The organism is Bacillus horti, from assembly GCF_030813115.1.
GTDB lineage: Bacteria > Bacillota > Bacilli > Caldalkalibacillales > JCM-10596 > Bacillus_CH > Bacillus_CH horti.
This window is the reverse complement of record NZ_JAUSTY010000023.1, coordinates 23,781-42,109: the sequence shown is the minus strand read 5'-3', so window position 1 is coordinate 42,109 and position 18,329 is coordinate 23,781. Positions and strand designations below refer to the sequence as shown.

General features: G+C 39.6%; 17 protein-coding genes. 1 reads left to right on the top strand and 16 read right to left on the bottom strand.

Annotated features, from left to right (window positions below):
- The first annotated feature begins 66 nt into the window (after positions 1-66).
- The gene (locus J2S11_RS19585) at positions 67-1,020 is read left to right on the top strand and encodes a 4-hydroxy-3-methylbut-2-enyl diphosphate reductase (RefSeq protein ID WP_307397521.1); all 954 of its coding nucleotides are present in this window, start codon (positions 67-69) and stop codon (positions 1,018-1,020) included.
- Positions 1,021-1,133: 113 nt separating this feature from the next.
- Here J2S11_RS19585 and J2S11_RS19580 read toward each other — a convergent pair whose 3' ends face one another.
- The 16 genes from J2S11_RS19580 to cdd form a co-directional block, all read right to left on the bottom strand.
- A complete protein-coding gene (locus tag J2S11_RS19580; protein ID WP_307397518.1) occupies positions 1,134-2,528 on the bottom strand; it encodes an MATE family efflux transporter in 1,395 nt (464 codons plus the stop codon).
- 199 nt (positions 2,529-2,727) lie between these two features.
- Positions 2,728-3,843, bottom strand: a complete 1,116-nt coding sequence (locus J2S11_RS19575; RefSeq protein ID WP_307397516.1) for a Nif3-like dinuclear metal center hexameric protein — start codon at positions 3,841-3,843, stop codon at positions 2,728-2,730.
- Positions 3,840-4,562, bottom strand: coding sequence for a tRNA (adenine(22)-N(1))-methyltransferase (locus tag J2S11_RS19570; RefSeq protein ID WP_307397514.1), 723 nt, complete (start codon positions 4,560-4,562; stop codon positions 3,840-3,842). Before J2S11_RS19570 ends, J2S11_RS19575 begins: the two co-directional genes overlap by 4 nt.
- 237 nt (positions 4,563-4,799) lie before the next feature.
- Positions 4,800-5,144: a c-type cytochrome gene (locus J2S11_RS19565; protein ID WP_307397512.1), complete on the bottom strand. Its 345-nt coding sequence runs from the start codon at positions 5,142-5,144 to the stop codon at positions 4,800-4,802.
- Between the two features lie 136 nt (positions 5,145-5,280).
- The gene (locus J2S11_RS19560) at positions 5,281-6,423 is read right to left on the bottom strand and encodes an acyl-CoA dehydrogenase (protein WP_307397511.1); all 1,143 of its coding nucleotides are present in this window, start codon (positions 6,421-6,423) and stop codon (positions 5,281-5,283) included.
- A gap of 147 nt (positions 6,424-6,570) precedes the next feature.
- Positions 6,571-7,236: a hypothetical protein gene (locus J2S11_RS19555; protein WP_307397509.1), complete on the bottom strand. Its 666-nt coding sequence runs from the start codon at positions 7,234-7,236 to the stop codon at positions 6,571-6,573.
- A 359-nt stretch (positions 7,237-7,595) separates the two neighbouring features.
- On the bottom strand, positions 7,596-8,717 hold the full coding sequence (gene rpoD / locus J2S11_RS19550) for an RNA polymerase sigma factor RpoD (RefSeq protein ID WP_307397507.1): 1,122 nt from the start codon (positions 8,715-8,717) through the stop codon (positions 7,596-7,598).
- 49 nt (positions 8,718-8,766) lie between these two features.
- Positions 8,767-10,599, bottom strand: a complete 1,833-nt coding sequence (gene dnaG / locus J2S11_RS19545) for a DNA primase (protein WP_307397505.1) — start codon at positions 10,597-10,599, stop codon at positions 8,767-8,769.
- A 511-nt stretch (positions 10,600-11,110) separates the two neighbouring features.
- Positions 11,111-11,929 carry a pyruvate, water dikinase regulatory protein gene (locus J2S11_RS19540; protein WP_307397504.1) on the bottom strand — a complete coding sequence of 273 codons (819 nt, stop codon included), beginning with the start codon at positions 11,927-11,929 and terminating at the stop codon, positions 11,111-11,113.
- 31 nt (positions 11,930-11,960) lie between these two features.
- On the bottom strand, positions 11,961-12,602 hold the full coding sequence (locus tag J2S11_RS19535) for a transcriptional regulator CcpN (protein ID WP_307397566.1): 642 nt from the start codon (positions 12,600-12,602) through the stop codon (positions 11,961-11,963).
- A gap of 80 nt (positions 12,603-12,682) precedes the next feature.
- Positions 12,683-14,770 carry a glycine--tRNA ligase subunit beta gene (gene glyS, locus J2S11_RS19530; RefSeq protein ID WP_307397502.1) on the bottom strand — a complete coding sequence of 696 codons (2,088 nt, stop codon included), beginning with the start codon at positions 14,768-14,770 and terminating at the stop codon, positions 12,683-12,685.
- Complete coding sequence (gene glyQ, locus J2S11_RS19525; RefSeq protein ID WP_307397500.1) at positions 14,763-15,656, bottom strand: glycine--tRNA ligase subunit alpha; 894 nt, start codon at positions 15,654-15,656, stop codon at positions 14,763-14,765. Before glyQ ends, glyS begins: the two co-directional genes overlap by 8 nt.
- Positions 15,657-15,903: 247 nt before the next feature.
- On the bottom strand, positions 15,904-16,653 hold the full coding sequence (gene recO / locus J2S11_RS19520) for a DNA repair protein RecO (RefSeq protein WP_307397498.1): 750 nt from the start codon (positions 16,651-16,653) through the stop codon (positions 15,904-15,906).
- A gap of 30 nt (positions 16,654-16,683) precedes the next feature.
- The gene (locus J2S11_RS19515) at positions 16,684-16,818 is read right to left on the bottom strand and encodes a YqzL family protein (protein ID WP_307397496.1); all 135 of its coding nucleotides are present in this window, start codon (positions 16,816-16,818) and stop codon (positions 16,684-16,686) included.
- Positions 16,819-16,950: 132 nt separating this feature from the next.
- A complete protein-coding gene (era, locus tag J2S11_RS19510) occupies positions 16,951-17,856 on the bottom strand; it encodes a GTPase Era (RefSeq protein ID WP_307397494.1) in 906 nt (301 codons plus the stop codon).
- A 40-nt stretch (positions 17,857-17,896) separates the two neighbouring features.
- Positions 17,897-18,310: a cytidine deaminase gene (gene cdd, locus J2S11_RS19505; protein ID WP_307397492.1), complete on the bottom strand. Its 414-nt coding sequence runs from the start codon at positions 18,308-18,310 to the stop codon at positions 17,897-17,899.
- Between the last annotated feature and the right edge of the window lie 19 nt (positions 18,311-18,329).

The following is an 18,329-nucleotide window of genomic DNA, read 5'->3' as shown; positions in this document are numbered from 1 at the left end:
CATGCTTTACCCTTTTTACACATTCATGATAGGATTAAAGGGAATACGATGAAGGAGTTGTGAATCATGGAAGTGATTAAAATATCTCCACGTGGCTATTGCTATGGTGTCGTGGACGCAATGGTATTAGCTAAGCAAGCAGCAGCTAATTTGGACTTGCCAAGGCCTATTTATATATTAGGAATGATTGTTCATAACAAGCATGTTACAGACGCTTTTGAAGAGGAAGGCATTATTACCCTAGACGGAGAAAATCGCTTAGATATCCTTCAAAAGGTAGATAAAGGAACGGTTATTTTTACAGCCCATGGCGTTTCTCCTGAGGTAAGGAAGCTGGCGCGTGATAAAGGGTTAACCACAGTTGATGCAACCTGTCCCGATGTAACTAGGACACATGATTTAATTCGCGAAAAAGTAGCAGAAAGCTATAAAATTATTTATATAGGTAAAAAAGGTCATCCTGAGCCAGAAGGAGCACTTGGTGTTGCTCCAAACGATGTTATTCTTATTGAGCATGAAGATGACGTTGCCCAATTGAGTTTGCAGGAGGATAAAATTCTCGTTACTAACCAAACGACAATGAGCCAATGGGATGTTTCACACATCATGAATGCTGTCTTAAAGAAGTTTCCTCATGCTGAAATTCATAATGAAATTTGCTTAGCTACACAGGTTCGTCAAGAAGCAGTGGCTGAGCAGGCTAAGCAGGCAGACGTCACAATTGTTGTTGGCGATCCGAAGAGTAACAATTCTAATCGATTAGCTCAGGTTTCTAAAGAAATTGCCGGAACGCCAGCTTATCGCGTGGCTGATGTTACTGAAATCCAAAGGGAATGGCTTGCTGGAGCTACTAAAGTTGCTGTAACATCCGGAGCCTCAACACCAACCTTAGTTACTAAAGAAGTGATTGAGTATATTGAGCAATATGACCATGATAAGCCTGAGACCTGGGAGCCTATTCGTACATTGAACCTAACAAGGATTTTACCTAAGATTAAACAGAAGCAAAAGGCCGAATAATTTGAGAAAGAAAAAGCATTCACTCGTAACATTTTGAGCGAATGCTTTTTCATTTGCTTCTTTTACCATCAAACCATTTACTAAGTGCCTTACTTCTCTAAAAATTGCTGAAATTAAACCTCTTGGTTTTTCCATTTTCCGTTTTTATATCTTGTGTGTATGATAATAGAGCGTACAATCTGATCAACAGCAATAGCTAACCAAGCTCCTAGGATCCCCCACTCTAACACCATCACAAATAGGATACACAGGATTACTCGAAATCCCCATACTCCTACAAACATCGCATATAAAGGATATTTGGTATCCCCCGCTCCTCTCAAAGCTCCTGCTAAAATAAATTGCGTGGATTGGGCTACTTGTACAGCTCCTACGATCCTTAAAGCGATGGCTCCTTGTCTGACCACTTCTGGATCATTCGTATACAGCATCATAATATATGGAGCAAAAATAATAAAAAGTACCCCAATTGATCCAGCTACAATGCTCCCAATTCTTCTAGTCTCCCAGCCAAATTTTTCAGCAAGCTCGGGTCTCTTTGCCCCCAAGCCCTGACCTACAAGTGTTGTAGCCGCCATTGCAAAAGCCATTCCTGGCATAAAGGTTAACCCTAAAATACTGAAACAAATTTGGTTCGCAGCGAAGGTTACCGTCCCCAAGCCGGCTACAATTCTGGCAAAAATAATTTGACCTCCTCGGAGCAAAAACTGCTCTCCTGCTGCAGGCAAACCGACTTTAACAATTCTTTGAATCATCGATTTATCAAAATTCCACAGCTTTTTCAGGGATAGGGTAATTATAAATTTCCCACTAAACAATACATAAGTAACCCAAATTGTTGCTGTCAATCTAGCAATGGCTGTTGCGATAGCAGCACCTACAACCCCCATAGCGGGAAGTCCAAAATATCCATAGATAAGGGGAAAGCCAATGACCACCACAAGAATATTCGAGATGACATTAATTCGCATTGGTGTAACCGTATCACCAGCACCTCGCAAAACAGCGGATAATCCCATAGAAATCGTAATAAAACCTAGAGACAAAAACATAATTTGAGCATACAGCACTCCATCTACTAATACCTCTGGAGCCGCTCCCATAAAAATAAGAAGCTGCTCAGCATAGATAAAGCTAACAAAAATAATGACAATAGAAAGCAAAATGTTGAGGATAAAAGCCTGTTGGGCTGCCTGATTCGCTTCATTATAATCTCCAGCACCAACAGCACGAGCAATAATCGCTGTTGTCCCTACATTTAGCGCCATAAAAGCAGCCAAAGCAAAAAAAACAGGCTGATTCGTTAAGCCTACAGCCGCTACAGCCTCAGCACTAACTCTCCCAACCATAATCATATTTAACATCTGTACTAAATTTGTTAGCACCATCTCTGTCAGAGAAGGGCCTGCAAGCTGTAATACTTTCTTTCGTACAGCCTTTGAACCACCTTCCTCTAGCGCTTTAATTTCTTGTTCATCCCACCCTTTTCCCTTTTGCTGTTCTTTCATGCTCCTATCTCCTCTGTACAATAACACGCTTCAAACGAATACGTTTATGATTTATGAACTTAATGTTTAGTATACCGAAATAATTCGATTTTTTCTAGCTCAATTTTAAAAAAGAAAAAAGCTGAACACATTAATAAACGCTCAGCGTCTAGTGTTAGCTTTGTTTTAAAAAAAGCATAATTGTTTGTTAGGGTTGATCTCATAGAAAAGTAAAAGGCTCTGTATCCACTTCACTGGCAAGCACTTCAAGCTTTTGTCCTGCTTTATTGGCGAACTGTTCTAATACACGTTGTACTCCTGTTATCATTACCTTTTCCACATGATGTCCTGGATCAACAAGAGCTAGCCCTTTTAACAAAGCATCATGGGCCGTATGAAAGTCAAGATCTCCAGTAACATACACGTCTGCTCCACTGTGAAGAGCAGCATAAAGATACTTGCTCCCACTCCCCCCTAATACAGCTACTTTTTTCACGGTTTTATCCAAATCCCCTACAACCCTACATGTCTGGATTTGAAAATTTTCTTTTACATGTTCAGCAAACTCTCTTAGAGTATACTCTTGCGAAAGCTTACCCACTCGGCCTAGCCCTAAGTTTTTTCCTACTTGCTGAACAGGGTAAATGTCATAAGCAACTTCTTCATACGGATGTGCATTGAACATAGCCTGAAGAACCTTTTTCTCTAAGGATGCTGGATAAATGGTTTCCAAGCGAACCTCATCTACCTTTTCAATTGTCCCTTGCTTTCCTATAAATGGTTCAGTTCCTTCACCAGGTAAAAAGCTCCCTACACCTTGCGTAGCAAACATACAATGACTATATTGACCGATATGACCAGCTCCACTTTTACCTAAAGCATCCCTTAGCTGTCCTTCATGATAGAGAGGAACGAACACCACAAGTTTCTTCAATGGCTCTTGATAGGTCGTTGTAAGTAGTGTTATATCTTTAAGCTGTAACGCTTCAGCTAACCAGTCGTTCACTCCCCCTTCAGTGATATCTAGATTAGTATGAGCTGTATATACGGCAATATCCTGTTTGATTAGCTTTTCATAAATCTTTCCCTGCGGAAGATCTGTTCTTAAATGCTTTAAGGACTGAAATATAACAGGATGATGGGCTATGATTAATTCGGCTTTTTTGGCAATCGCTTCATCTACGACCTCTGGTGTAATATCAAGTGTCACTAATACACGGGATATTTCCTTTTGAAGGGTTCCAATTTGTAGCCCAACCTTGTCCCAATCCTCAGCTAAATGCTTGGGGCTAAACTGTTCAAACCATTGAATAATTGTTTGACCCTGTACACTCATTGCTTTAATCCCTCCTCAATTAGTGCCATTTCATCCTTTACTTTGTCTATTTTGTCCTGCTTATCTATTCCCTCTGAGTGAGCTAATGACTCCAAAATTTTATTTCTTTTATCAACCTCTTGCTCCCACTTCTCTCTAAAAGCTTCATTTGGGTCCTGTGATAGAAATGGTCCCATTAAAACAGCTCTTTTACGATCCCTTTGAGTAGCATAGGATTGATATGGAGCTTCAGCATTACCTCTTTCTGCCATTAAAACTTCATAATATTTCTGATCCTCTTTAATCATATTCTCATATAGCAGCTCCCAGCCTTCATTCAGTAGCCACTCTCTAACCAAATGTCCTGCTACATTCGGCTGTAGGATTAATCTTTTAACCTTATGTAATTTTTCTTTTCCTTCTGAAAGAATCTGACTAATTAATGATCCACCCATGCCCGCTATACAGATCACATCAATTTCATCCTGATGGATTACCTCAAGACCGTCCCCTAATCTCACGTCGACCACACCTTGTAGGCCAAGCTTTTCCACTTGGTTTTTAGCCGATTCCAAAGGTCCAGGGTTAATTTCTCCAGCAACTGCTGTACAAATCTTTCCTTGAATAAGTAAGTGAACCGGTAAGTAGGCATGATCTGATCCTATGTCTGCTAAGCGACTGCCGGGTGGAACCAATGAGGCAACCTCAGCTAAACGTTTTGATAAATGATGTTCATTCATTTCAATACTCCCTTGCCATTGTTTCTGTATAGTCTCAAAAAAACTCCATAGCTTTAGTTATCAAATTTTACTTCCTTTATAGTGTAAAAAAGAACTTCTAGACGAAGTTCTCCTTTTTCATACTGCTTATACGACCTAATGATTAAACAAGCTATATGTTTTATCGTTAAAGTCAAGATACGAAACCTATGTAGGTAGTAGCTCTATCATCACCCTCGGTTCATATCCCTATTTGTTTTATTCTTGGATGGAAAGTAAGTATTCAATAACCTCATCTTCATTCCCGGCTGCCATTCCACCTGGCATTGCTCCTTGACCATTAACAAGAATATCCATGATTTCCTCTTCGGATAAATGAGATAAATCAAGTAAGCCCGGTGCTGTTCCTTGACCGCTTAAATCAGTTCCATGACAATTAATACAACTGTTCATGAATTGAGGAACATTTGCAGACTCTGTATCGGTTCCACCATTTTCGCCTTCGGCTAAATCAGTATCAGTATTTAAACCGACTACTCCTAGAACAACTGTAAGCAGTATACCTACAGCAAATATAGATAAGAAGACTCTAATAGGACTCATTTCTACGACTTCCTCCTCGCAAGTATATATCCACTCTGATGATTATACCATGTTGTCTTTATTCTATCCATATTTACATAGATATAGTTTAACAAATTTCAAACATTTTACGCGCTTTTACTCACATTTCACTCCTCTAACAGCCAATCTCTCTTGCGATTACATTACGCTGAATTTCTGATGTTCCTTCTCCAATTTCTAGTAGCTTGGCATCTCTAAAGTAACGCTCTACATGGTAATCACGCATATAGCCGTAGCCACCATGGATTTGTACGGCTTGGTCACAAATTTTCATACATGCCTCTGAAGCAAAGAGCTTAGCCATGGAGGCTTCCTTGGTAAAGTTTTTACCTAAATCCTTAAGCCACGCTGCCTTATACACCATTAATCGGGCAAGCTCAAGATTCATGGCCATATCAGCTAGCTTATGCTGGATCGCCTGGAAACGAGAAATAGACCGTCCAAACTGAACTCGTTCCTTAGCATAGCTCAAAGCTTTTTCGTAGGCTGCTTGAGCTATTCCAACGGCCATAGCCCCAATCCCTATTCTTCCCCCATCAAGTGTGATGAGAAATTGCTTAAGACCGTTCCCTTTGCCTCCAAGCATATTTTCTTCTGGAATATGCACATCCTCTAACACAAGCTCCGTTGTGTCTGAAGCATGCAGACCCATCTTTTCATATCGACTTAGCACCTTAAAGCCTTCTGAATCAGTCGGGACAATAAACGCTGAAATCTCCTTAGTATTTTCTGATTTTTGCCCTGTTACCGCTGTTAAGGCTAAATTCTTGGCATAGCTGGCGTTTGTTATATAGCATTTGCTCCCATTTAGAACCCACTTATCTGCCTTTTTAACAGCAGTTGTTTTTGTTCCACCCGCATCTGAGCCAGCGCTCGGTTCAGTGAGACCAAAAGCACCCAAATATTCTCCCGTGCATAAAGGAGTTAAATAAGTTTTTTTCTGTTCCTCTGTCCCGAAAAGATGAATCGGTGCCCCACCTAATGATACATGTGCTGAGTACGTAATTCCTGTACTCCCACAACCACGACTAAGCTCTTCAACAACAAGGGCAAAGCTTACCGTATCAGCACCGCCACCCCCGTATTCTTCTGGAAAAGGCAAACCTAAAATCCCTAGCTTCCCTAGCTGATCGAAGATCTCTTTGGGAAACTCCTTTTTCTTGTCACGTTCCTCCGCTCCAGGTGCTACTTCACTCTCTGAAAATTCTCGAATCATTTGCCTGATCATTTGCTGATCCTGAGTTAGTTCAAAATTCATGACTTCCCCTCTCCTTTTAACCTATAATGTATGCGCTTTCATTTCTAGTTCCATTATATTCTTCTATTCCTGATGAATGCAATACAAATTAAAAAGAGATTCTCGTAATCAGGTTCAAAACAATCCCTTAAATCCCTGATATCTATTTTACTCTGAGCCTTTTAACAGTAAACGAATAGGGTGCCATTTTCTTATTAAAACAAACGTACAAAAGAATTTGGCAACAAGGACTACCTGAATAACCCCTAAGCGAAATTCATCCATATACATGGCTTGAAAAGAAGGTACAAACAACAAAACGATTCCATTAACATACAAGGTTACACATAGCTTAGCGTTCAGCTTATACAATCGTCGTGAAAGGGCTAGAAACAAAAGACTCCCGCCGATCCAAGCTGCTTCCACTATTATATAGCCACCCCACTCTGGTAGAAACGGAAGAGTGCTCCATGCCGTTAGCAAAACGATGAACAACAAAGAAAGACACTGTATGAAAAAAACCTTATACCTTATCCCAATTAACAACAGTAATATCCCTAGACCATACAATATGAATGGAAGAGGTACTTGTAATTGACTCATAAAATTACTAAAAAACAAGAATATCACAGCACTAATAGCAGCAGTAAAAATGATGAAATAACGTATTACTTTTTTATATTTCGTAAAAGTAAGTTTTGTTTTTTCTTCCGGTATATTTTCAGAACCCTCCGTGTATAAAGCAAGAAGAAAGTCACAGTAATGTTCAGGAAGCAGCTTATTTTTCTTCCAATACTTTATTTCTTGGATAACTACCTTTGTTTTTTGGTCCATGCTTGCTCCCCTATCCACATTCATAAAATATTAAATCCTCTCATTTGTAATATCGGGTTAAAATCGAAAATATTTAAGAGGAAAAAAGCTCCAGATTCTTTCAAAAAAACTCCTTATCCTTTTCAAAAATATAAGAAAAGCTTCTACCGAGGCCCCCCTCGAAGAAGTCGTCTAGTCCATCATTAGAGGAAGCTTTTCTTGCCGTCAGAAAGTATAAAATTTGAAGAAAACATGGTATCAAATTTCATACTTTCTTAAACGTTAAGAAAATAGTCCTACTCATAAAAATTAAAGTAGGACTATCGACTTATTTTATTTGCTATTACGTTATGCGATGATAGGGAGAGAATACATAGATTCTATTCTAAAAAGTCTTTCAAACGCTTACTACGGCTAGGATGACGCAGCTTGCGAAGTGCTTTTGCCTCAATTTGACGAATACGTTCTCTCGTCACACCGAATACTTTGCCAACTTCTTCAAGTGTGCGAGTTCGTCCGTCATCCAAGCCAAAACGAAGGCGTAAGACATTTTCTTCTCTATCTGTAAGTGTATCAAGTACATCCTCTAATTGTTCTTTTAACAGCTCATAGGCTGCTGCATCTGATGGAGCAAGAGCATCCTGGTCTTCTATAAAGTCTCCAAGATGAGAATCATCCTCTTCTCCAATAGGTGTTTCTAATGAAACTGGCTCTTGTGCTATTTTAAGAATCTCTCTGACCTTTTCAGGTGTGAAATCCATTTCTTCAGCCACTTCTTCTGGAGTAGGTTCCCTTCCTAGTTCCTGTAAAAGCTGACGTTGAACACGGATCAATTTATTAATCGTTTCAACCATGTGTACAGGAATACGTATTGTTCTAGCTTGGTCTGCAATAGCTCTGGTAATTGCCTGTCTAATCCACCAAGTAGCATACGTACTGAATTTAAATCCTTTGCGATAGTTAAACTTCTCTACCGCTTTAATAAGACCCATGTTGCCTTCTTGGATTAAATCTAAGAAAAGCATTCCTCTGCCGACATATCGTTTTGCAATACTTACTACAAGACGAAGGTTTGCTTCGGCCAGACGCCTTTTTGCTTCCTCGTCCCCGTCCTCAATTCGCTTCGCTAATTCAATTTCCTCATTTGCCGATAGAAGAGGGACACGGCCAATTTCCTTAAGATACATGCGGACTGGATCATTAATCTTAATTCCTGGAGGAACAGATAAATCATCCATCTTAAACTCATCAGCTTCTTCATCTGTAACACTGATGGTTATATCGTCTTCATCCTCAGATTCATTAATCACTTCTACCCCTTGTTCATTAAGGAACTCATAATATTCATCAATTTGATCGGCGTCTTGATCAAAACCAGAAAGCTTGCTGATAATCTCTTTATATGTGAGAACTCCACGCTTTTTACCAAGCTCCAGCAATTGTTCTTTAACCTGTTCTAGTGTTAAATCTGGATCCTGATGACGTGTTTGTTGATCAGCCATAACTTTCCCTCCTTCCTCAAACTACAGCTTAGCCTCAAGGGAGACTTGGTTAGAAAGAGTTTTCTCTTTGCTTCTTAAGCTGCTTCTTCATTTTGATAATTGTTGCTGCTAAATGTGCGGCCTGAATAGCATCACCTTGCCGTTCAAGCCTAACCTTCTCCTCTTCCCTAGTGCTAATTTCTTTTTTTATTGGATAAGATAGAACTTCATAGATATAATCCTGAAGTGTTTTCTGTGAAGGTTCTGTTTCAATAGTGAGCATTAATAATTGAGTGGCTAATTGGCTTAATTCTTTATCTTGAAGAGTAGAAATAAATACATGGATATCAGAATGAGTTTCATGAAAAGCATATAAATAAGTGGCTAAAGCCACATGCTCATCGATATTAAAATTACTACCTATTTCTTCTTGTATCTGTTTCGTCACTTCTGCGCTGTGTAGCATATGTGCTAAAAGCATTCTTTCTGCAGTGTGAAACGCCGGAAACATTTGTTTTGCGACCAAATGTTTGCCTGTATTTTTATTATTATTCCACCTCTCATCAACTTTATCCATATTTTCCTTCTTTTTTTCCGCTCTATAGAGCCGATACTGCTCCTGCTTTAGAGCATCTAAGGACAAGGAAAATTCTTCAGCTAATTGTCTAAGATAATGGTCACGTTCCACAGCGGTTGTTAATTTGCTAATGACGGCTAAGGCTTCCCCTATATACCTCATTCTTTCTCCGTCATCCAGTAAGTTTCTTCCTCTTCTTAACGCTTCAATACGAAAAGCGACAAACGATTTCGACTCATGATTCACTTTCTTTTGGAAAGCCTCAGATCCAAATTTTCGAATATAGTCATCAGGATCTAATCCATCAGGTAACGCTGCAATTTTTATGATACAACCTTGCTTTTCTAAAAGGTCGGCTGCACGTGTAATCGCATCAATCCCAGCCTGGTCCCCATCATAACAGAGAATAACCTTCTCACTGTTACGGCGAATTAATCTGGTTTGTTCCTCTGACAAGGAAGTACCCATCGTAGCAATTGTATTGGTCACGCCTGCCTGCCATGCAGAAATAACATCAACATATCCTTCGAAAAGTACAGTTGTCTGTTCATTGCGAATCGTCGTTCTTGATCTTTGAAAGTTATACAACAAGCGACTTTTCCTAAAAATCAAGCTCTCAGGGCTATTTAAATATTTAGGGACACCTTCCCCAAGCAGCCGTCCACCAAAAGCAACAACCTGACTTTGAGAGTCCAAAATCGGAAACATAATTCTATCCCTGAAACGATCGTAATAGTTTGAGGTTTTTCCTTGAGTAATTAACCCCGCCTGTTCCAGCAGTTCTAATGGAAAGTTCCTCTTCTGCAAAAAACTAGTTAGAAAATCCCATGAAGCAGGAGCATAGCCTATTTGAAACTCCTTGATGGTTTCTAACCGTATTCCCCTATTTTCGAGATACTTTCTTGCTGGCTCAGCTTCAGCTCGCTCTAACAAAACATGGTGAAACAGTTTTGCTGATAAGCTATGCGCCTTAATCATCCACTCTTTTTCTGTGCGGTTAGTTTCTCCTGCTTGAGCAGAATCACCATTCAGTTGGACGGATATTCCTACCCTTTCTCCAACATACTTAACAGATTGTGGAAATGAATAACCTTCCATTTCCATTAGAAAAGAGAATATACTACCTCCAGCCCCGCATCCAAAGCAGTTATAAAGCTGCTTCTCTGCTGATACAGAGAAGGAAGGAGTTTTTTCAGCATGAAAGGGACATAGTCCAACATAACCTCTGCCACTTTTCTTGAGGTGGACATATTCACCAATAACATCAACAATATCTGCTTTCTTCAAAATCAAAGCAATGGTTTCATCCGCTATCGGTTTTAACATAGCATCATTCCTAATAGTGGTTCGGTAATAATAATTCGTCAGTCAAATTAAAATTCCTGCCCTGTTCGACAATTTTTTAACGCAATTTGAAAATAATAAAGCTTTTGCTCATTATCCACTGTTTTTAGTTTACTACCCAGCACATTAATGAGACAAACATAATGATTTTCACACTATCATTTCTACAATATTAAATAATTCTACATGATTATTTAAAATCCTTCTTCTGTATATATGTTTTAATTATCGAATAACTGTCGAAAAGTGTTGAACATAACAATATTCATTCCCTTTCTTATCTTATCCTTATTTTTTCAAAAAAAACTTGACTTTTTAATCATTTGATGTTTCTGCTTCTAACATTCTATTCTCTATCCATATCTTCATTCCTTCTTTTTGTATAAAATCTTTTTGGATAGAATTCTCTTTGTGACGAAATTATGAATACCCCTGTTCTATAGTATTAAAAGAAAAATAGCTCGAACCCTACGAGCTACTTCTAATCGTTCTATTATTGATTCCTTCTGCAATATTCAAGAATAATATTTGCTGTTTCTTCTACCGCTTTATTCGAAACATCTATAACCATACAGCCAATTTGATCCATAACGGTAGCTGCATATTGAAGTTCTTGTTCAATCCTTTGCAGGTTAGCGTAATTAGCTTCCGCTTGTAGGCCTAAGGATTTTAACCTTTCTGAACGAATCTGGTTCAGTTTTTCTTTATTAATCGTTAAGCCAATGCATTTCTTTGGTTCAACGGCAAATAACTCTTCTGGTGGAGCAACCTCCGGAACTAACGGTACATTGGCTACCTTGATCCGTTTATGAGCTAAATACATGGATAATGGGGTTTTGGACGTTCTTGAGACCCCAATGAGCACAATATCAGCTCTCTGTAGCCCTCTACGATCCCTGCCATCATCGTATTTTACAGCGAATTCAATGGCTTCCACCTTACGGTAGTAATCCTCATCAAGCTGATGAACCATTCCAGGGCTGGATCTTGGTGGCTCATTAAAAATAGTCTCTAAGCCATCTAGCATAGGTCCCATAATATCAATTGCCTGTAAATTATGCTCCTTGGCTTTTTCCGTCATATATTTACGCAGCTCTGGAATAACAAGTGTATAAGCGATAATCGATTTCGAGTCCTTAGCCATTAGTATAACTTCATTAATTGTACCGATATCCTCTACATAGGGAATTCTTCTTATCTCAATCCGTGACAAGTCAAATTGACTTGCTGTAGCTTTAGCCACCAACTCAGCTGTCTCCCCCACCGAATCCGATACGACAAATACCTTTAGCTTTTCAATTGGGCTAGCCATCCTTTCAACCTCCTCCAATCCCTGCTGTTCCTCACAATTCTTCACTACCTAGCTCTACGTATGCCTTCGTAATTGACGTTTTGGTGATGCGACCTACAATTTCGTATTTTTGAGCTGCTGAATCGCTAGCTAAAGGCTTAACTACTGGAAGTGCATCAATTTGAAATTGGATTAGCTTTGTAGCTGCTGCATGCAACGATTCATCAGGGAAAGTTAAAATAAGATTAGGCATCCTCGTCATAATCACGCTAACCGGAATAACCTCGAGCTCTTGACGTCCTATGGCTGAGCGTAATAAGTCCTTCCGTGAGACAACACCAACCAAATGGGAATGATCATTCACTACAAACAATGTTCCCACATCCTCTAGAAACATTGTGCATATAGCTTCATAAACAGTGGAGCTTTCTTTCACTAAAATAGGAACAGATTTGTAGTCATTGACCAGCTTATTTTTTATACTTTCACCAATGGCCTGCATCGTTGTTTTACCTGAAAAAAAGTAACCCACCCGTGGTCTAGCATCTAAAATACCCGACATGGTTAAAATGGCTAGATCCGGTCGCAGAGTAGCACGTGTTAAGTTAAGCTTTTCAGCAATACTTTCCCCTGTGATTGGGCCTTCATCCTTTACGATCTCTACAATTTTTTGTTGTCTGCTCGTTAATTCTATAACCGCTCACCGCCTATCTCAGGACCGTATTTAGCTAATCGTATCACAGCACTGTTTTATATGACTAGTAGGATTTTTACTTATTTTGAAAAGACAATACGCGAGAAATCAGCAAACTTAAATACGGTATCTGAGATTTGCTTCAAAAGAGCTAAACGATTTAAGCGAATTGCTTCATCGTCTGACATAACCATTACATTTTCAAAAAAGTCTTCAATAGGTAATTGTAAAGCAGTCAGAGCTTCAAATGCTTCATCCCAATTTTTCTGTTCTGCATAGGTTGTGAAAGTTTCTTTTGCGGATATAAATTGTCCATAGAGCTCATTTTCAACATTATGCTCAAATAGCTCTTGAGCAATAGCGCTTGGTTCTAGCTCAGCTTTTTGTGCTAGATTGTGTACTCTTGTAAAAGCATCAACTAGACCCTTAAAGGCATTTTCTTTTGTTTTTTCTTTAAGTATCTGAGCTTTATTAAACAAACTAAACAGCTCAATATCGATTTCTTCAGAGACAGCATCAATAATGTCATAGCTAATCCCTTGATCCTGCATAGCGTTTTTAATTCGAAGCTGGAAAAAGGAGTTCAGATCATTAAGCAGCACTTCCTCCGATTTTTTAAGTAGACCAGCTTCCTTTATATTCTTAATGGCTATAGCAAAAATCTCACCTAGAGATACGCTCCATTTTTGTTGTAATAGAATTTGAACAATACCTGTTGCTTGACGACGAAGTCCATACGGATCCTGAGAGCCTGTCGGAATAATACCTATGGAAAAGCATCCAACAATCGTATCTAGCTTATCGGCTACACTGACAATCGAGCCGTTTTGCGTTTGAGGGAGCACATCCCCAGCAAACCTTGGCATATAATGCTCATAAATTCCTTTAGCCACTTCCTGTGTTTCCCCAGCTAACCGAGCGTACTCCTGTCCCATACGTCCCTGAAGCTCAGGAAATTCATAGACCATTTGGGAAACAAGATCAAACTTGCAAAGCTCTGCTGTCCGATCAGTCGCTTTTAACTCTACTTCATTTATTTCTAGGCGTGACCCTAGAGAAGAAGCTAAGCTTCTAATTCTGTTTACCTTATCCGCTATCGTTCCAAGCTCTTCATGAAAGACAACATGCCCAAGCTTAGAAAGCGACGCTGGAATAGTTTGCTTTTTATCTTCTTCGTAGAAAAATTGGGCGTCAGCCAGTCTTGCTCTAAGAACTTTTTCGTTCCCTTTTGCTACAGTTCCTGATGGGTCAACCCCACCATTACGTACCGTAACAAAATAAGAAAGCAGTTCTCCATCTTGATTTTTAACTGGAAAATATCGTTGATGCTCCTTCATAGACGTGATTAATACTTCTTGGGGGATATTAAGAAAACTTTGATCAAACTCCCCAAACAAAGCAGTAGGATATTCTACAAGATAAGTAATCTCCTCCAGTAAATCTTCGTCAATCGGAATCACCCACTTTTGGTGCTCCTCTATTTCACTCAACTGACTTCTAATCGCTTGCTTTCTCTCTTTCGCATCTGTAATGACATATTCAGCTAGAAGTTGTCTTTCGTAAGTCTCAGGGCTAGAAATTGATATTTTTTTTCCTAAGAAACGATGACCATAAGTTTCATTACCAGTACTCACTCCAGCAATTTGAAAGGGGATGATCGTTTCACCAAATAAGGCCATCAGCCAGCGAATTGGGCGAACAAACTTTAAGTCCTGTGTTCCCCAGCGCATATTTTTAGGGAAATTCATAGCTTGAATAAGCTGAGCTAATTGAGGCAGTAGCTCTTCCGTCTGGGTCCCTTTTGTTTCCTTCGTAATAAACACATACTCGATACCATTTACCTCTTTAAAATAAAGCTGTTCTACCGTAGCCTCTTGTCCTCTAGCAAATCCTTCAGCTGCTTTTGTCCAATTCCCTTCACTATCCAAGGCAATTTTTTTGGCAGGTCCCTTAGCCTCTTCAACCTGATCCTCCTGCAATTCATCTACCTCTTTTATCCAAAGAGCTAGTCTTCTTGGTGTCGCGTAGCTTCGAACCTCTGTATGGCGAATTCTTCGCTCCTCCATCCAGTGTACAACTTTTTCTTGAAGCTGATCTACGGCTTGAGGAACAAATCTAGCAGGCATTTCTTCTAAACCTATTTCAAGTAAAAAATCACGTTTACTCACCTTGTTTCACCTCCTCTTTTTGCTTTAATAACGGAAAGCCAAGTCTTTCACGCTCGTCAAAATATACCTGCGCACAGGCACGTGCTAAGTTCCTAACACGACCTAGGTATCCCGTCCTTTCTGTAACAGAGATAGCTCCACGTGCATCTAAAAGGTTAAATGTATGTGAACACTTCAGCACAAAATCATAAGCTGGGAATACAAGCTTTTCCTCTAAAGCTCTTTTAGCCTCCTGCTCATAAATGGAGAATAGTTGAAAGTGAGTCTGACTGTCTGCGATTTCAAACGTATATTTTGAATGCTCCACCTCTGGCTGGTGAAACACATCCCCATAGGTAAATCCAGGTATCCATTCTAAATCATATACACTTTCCTTATCCTGAATATAGGAAGCTAATCGTTCAATACCATACGTAATTTCCACCGCTACTGGGTTGGCATCTAAGCCCCCCACCTGCTGAAAATAGGTAAACTGAGTAACCTCCATGCCATCAAGCCAAACCTCCCAGCCTAGCCCCCAAGCGCCAAGAGTAGGAGCCTCCCAATTATCTTCTACAAAGCGAATGTCGTGCAGTAAAGGGTCAATACCTAACATCTTAAGGCTATCTAAATAAAGTTCCTGAATATTATCTGGAGATGGCTTCATCACAACCTGAAATTGATGGTGCTGATATAATCGATTTGGATTTTCTCCATAGCGCCCGTCCACGGGCCTTCTAGATGGCTCAACGTAAGCGACATTCCACGGCTCAGGGCCAATGCTTCTTAAGAATGTCACCGGGTTCATTGTACCTGCACCCTTCTCAACATCATAAGGCTGCACGAGCATACAATTTTGCTCGCCCCAGAATTTTTGTAAAGTTAAAATCATTTCTTGATAATTCATACGGACACCTCCATGTTAAATCAAACTTATAAATTTGATAGTACCAAAAAAACTCTCATCCCTATGTCTAATCATTGACATAGGGACGAGAGTTTATCCCGCGGTTCCACCCTATTTGATAATCCCTTAAAAGGGACCATCCACTTTATTATGAGTGCTCCGGAGCGCCACTTCCATCTAAGCACCTTATAGCATTGCTTGCTTATATATAGCATAGTTTACAGCAGAGTACCATTAGGTGTCAATCTTAAAAAAGCTTTGTCATTTTTTCAAGAAAGTCTCTAGATTTTAAGCGAAGGGGAGTATGGTGATCCATAAAGAACCACAATACTTTTTTCAGTTCAGCCCTCGTCTCTGGCTTGACATTAATATTACCTAGGCGATACGGCTCGATTAAGTATAAAGTTCTTAATATCTTGACGGTACCTGGTTGTAGGGAGAGCTTTTGAGGATCCACATGGTAACAACGCTCACAGATAAACCCACCCTCTTGAACACTAAAGCCAAAATACCCTTCAGTACGCCCACATACAACGCAGCCATTTAAGCTTGGTCTGTATCCTCCACTACTTAAAATCTTAAGCTCGAATAGACGGCTAACAATTTCTGCGTCTTTGTCTTCATCCAGCAACCTAAAGCTGTCTACTAATAGCCGAAACAAATAAGCGTTGGGCTCATTCTCTTCAACAATTTTATCTGTCAGCTCAGCAAAATAAGCGGCATAGGAGGTTTTCAGGAGATCCTGCCTTAGCTCTCGAAAGGACTCTAGTGGCTCTCCTTGAGATAAAGAGCCCATTCCACGTCCTGCTCCTTTATAAAACAAGAAATTTCCGTATGTAAAAAGTTGCGCTACAGAAGAGAGGCGACTTTTTGTTTTTTTCGCCCCTCTTGCCATTACTCCTATCTTGCCATGCTCCTTCGTATATAACGTAAGAATTTTATTGCCTTCCCCATAGTCATTAGAACGAATGACGATTCCTTCAGCTCTTATTAACATGTATACACCTGCTTTTTAGTAGCAGGCAGGTCATTGTTGAATAGATAATTCCTCTTGCTGTACTTCGTCAAGCTCCTCGCATTCTGGATCTTCACATTCTCTGTATAAGAGATAAGCTTCAATGTTACCAGTCACCGCAAAAACATTCCACGAGATTTCTCGCATCATATCATTCCTTTCGCACGACTGAACTTCTATTCATTAAGGTGTACCTACCTGTACAAAACTATGCTTCAAAAAGCCTTACAGTTTTTGGACATTTTTTGAGCTTTTTCATTTACTGCGATAAACGGACATCTAGGATCTAGGATCGAATCCAAAATTTCTCAGTTGGCCAGCCTTATTACGCCAATCCTTTTTTACCTTGACCCAAAGCTCCAAATAAATCTTATTTCCTAGTAATGCTTCGATATCTCTCCGTGCAAGCTTACCCACTTCTTTTAAAACACTTCCGTTTTTGCCGATAACAATTCTTTTTTGTGAATCTCGCTCCGTGTAAATGATCGCTCCAACATAAATCGTATCGCTATTTTCTCTTTTTTTCATCTGTTCAATTTCAACAGCTATGGAATGAGGAATTTCCTCTCTCGTCAGTTCAAGAATTTTCTCTCGAATGAGCTCAGCGGCAACAAAATATTCCGGATGATCTGTAATTTGATCAGCAGGATAATATTGCGGTCCTTCAGGAAGCCTAGCCATAATCTGCTCTAATAATGTATTCACGTTATTGCCCATCAGTGCTGAAATTGGAATGATTTCAGTAAAGGGAAATTTGTCTTTATACAAATCAATAATGGGTAATAGATCATTAGGGTTTACCTGATCAATTTTATTTAAAATCAGGAAAACGGGTGTCTTGATTCCTTCCAGCTGATCCATAATAAACTGATCTCCAGCCCCATATCCATCAACAACATCGACTACAAAAAGAATGACATCCACTTCCTTTAAGGTACTTGTAGCCGATTGAACCATGTACTCTCCAAGCTTAGTCTTAGGTTTATGGATACCCGGAGTATCTATAAATATGATCTGCCCACGCTCTGACGTGTACACGCCTTGTATTTTATTTCGTGTCGTTTGTGGTTTGTCCGACATAATAGCAATCTTTTGTCCAATGACATGATTGACCAAAGTGGATTTCCCTACATTAGGACGACCAATAATGGATACAAAACCAGAATGATGGATTTCTTCTGTCATAATAACCTCCTGCACAACTACTTTTTAGATACCTACTGCTTTACTGCTTGTCTAAATCGTGTTTAGTAAAAGCCCCTGGAATCAGTTGACTAACACTCGTTTCCTCTATCATACCTTTTAAGTTAGATAAATAAACAGGCATTTGTGGGTCACAAAATTCAGCTAAAACCTGTCTACAAGCCCCACAAGGTGGGACAGGACGATCCGTGTCGGCTACCACAGCGACGGCAACAAAAGCATGATCCTCTGAACTTGTATATTGAGAAAGAGCACTAAATATAGCTGTTCTTTCGGCACAGTTACACATGCTATAAGCAGCATTTTCAATATTAAAGCCCTGGATCACCCTTCCAGAAGCCGTCAGCAGAGCCGCTCCAACCTGAAATTTTGAGTAAGGAGCATATGCTCTGAGCCTTGCTTGCTTTGCTTGTTCAATTAATTCTTCTTTATTCATCCTCTATTCTCCCTTTATT

Coding starts and splice junctions, on each gene's coding strand:
- J2S11_RS19585 (WP_307397521.1), top strand. CDS start 67: ATGGAAGTGATTAAAATATCTCCACGTGGCTATTGCTATGGTGTCGTG.
- J2S11_RS19580 (WP_307397518.1), bottom strand. CDS start 2,528: ATGAAAGAACAGCAAAAGGGAAAAGGGTGGGATGAACAAGAAATTAAA.
- J2S11_RS19575 (WP_307397516.1), bottom strand. CDS start 3,843: ATGAGTGTACAGGGTCAAACAATTATTCAATGGTTTGAACAGTTTAGC.
- J2S11_RS19570 (WP_307397514.1), bottom strand. CDS start 4,562: ATGAATGAACATCATTTATCAAAACGTTTAGCTGAGGTTGCCTCATTG.
- J2S11_RS19565 (WP_307397512.1), bottom strand. CDS start 5,144: ATGAGTCCTATTAGAGTCTTCTTATCTATATTTGCTGTAGGTATACTG.
- J2S11_RS19560 (WP_307397511.1), bottom strand. CDS start 6,423: ATGAATTTTGAACTAACTCAGGATCAGCAAATGATCAGGCAAATGATT.
- J2S11_RS19555 (WP_307397509.1), bottom strand. CDS start 7,236: ATGGACCAAAAAACAAAGGTAGTTATCCAAGAAATAAAGTATTGGAAG.
- rpoD (WP_307397507.1), bottom strand. CDS start 8,717: ATGGCTGATCAACAAACACGTCATCAGGATCCAGATTTAACACTAGAA.
- dnaG (WP_307397505.1), bottom strand. CDS start 10,599: ATGTTAAAACCGATAGCGGATGAAACCATTGCTTTGATTTTGAAGAAA.
- J2S11_RS19540 (WP_307397504.1), bottom strand. CDS start 11,929: ATGGCTAGCCCAATTGAAAAGCTAAAGGTATTTGTCGTATCGGATTCG.
- glyQ (WP_307397500.1), bottom strand. CDS start 15,656: ATGAATTATCAAGAAATGATTTTAACTTTACAAAAATTCTGGGGCGAG.
- recO (WP_307397498.1), bottom strand. CDS start 16,653: ATGTTAATAAGAGCTGAAGGAATCGTCATTCGTTCTAATGACTATGGG.
- J2S11_RS19515 (WP_307397496.1), bottom strand. CDS start 16,818: ATGCGAGAAATCTCGTGGAATGTTTTTGCGGTGACTGGTAACATTGAA.
- era (WP_307397494.1), bottom strand. CDS start 17,856: ATGACAGAAGAAATCCATCATTCTGGTTTTGTATCCATTATTGGTCGT.
- cdd (WP_307397492.1), bottom strand. CDS start 18,310: ATGAATAAAGAAGAATTAATTGAACAAGCAAAGCAAGCAAGGCTCAGA.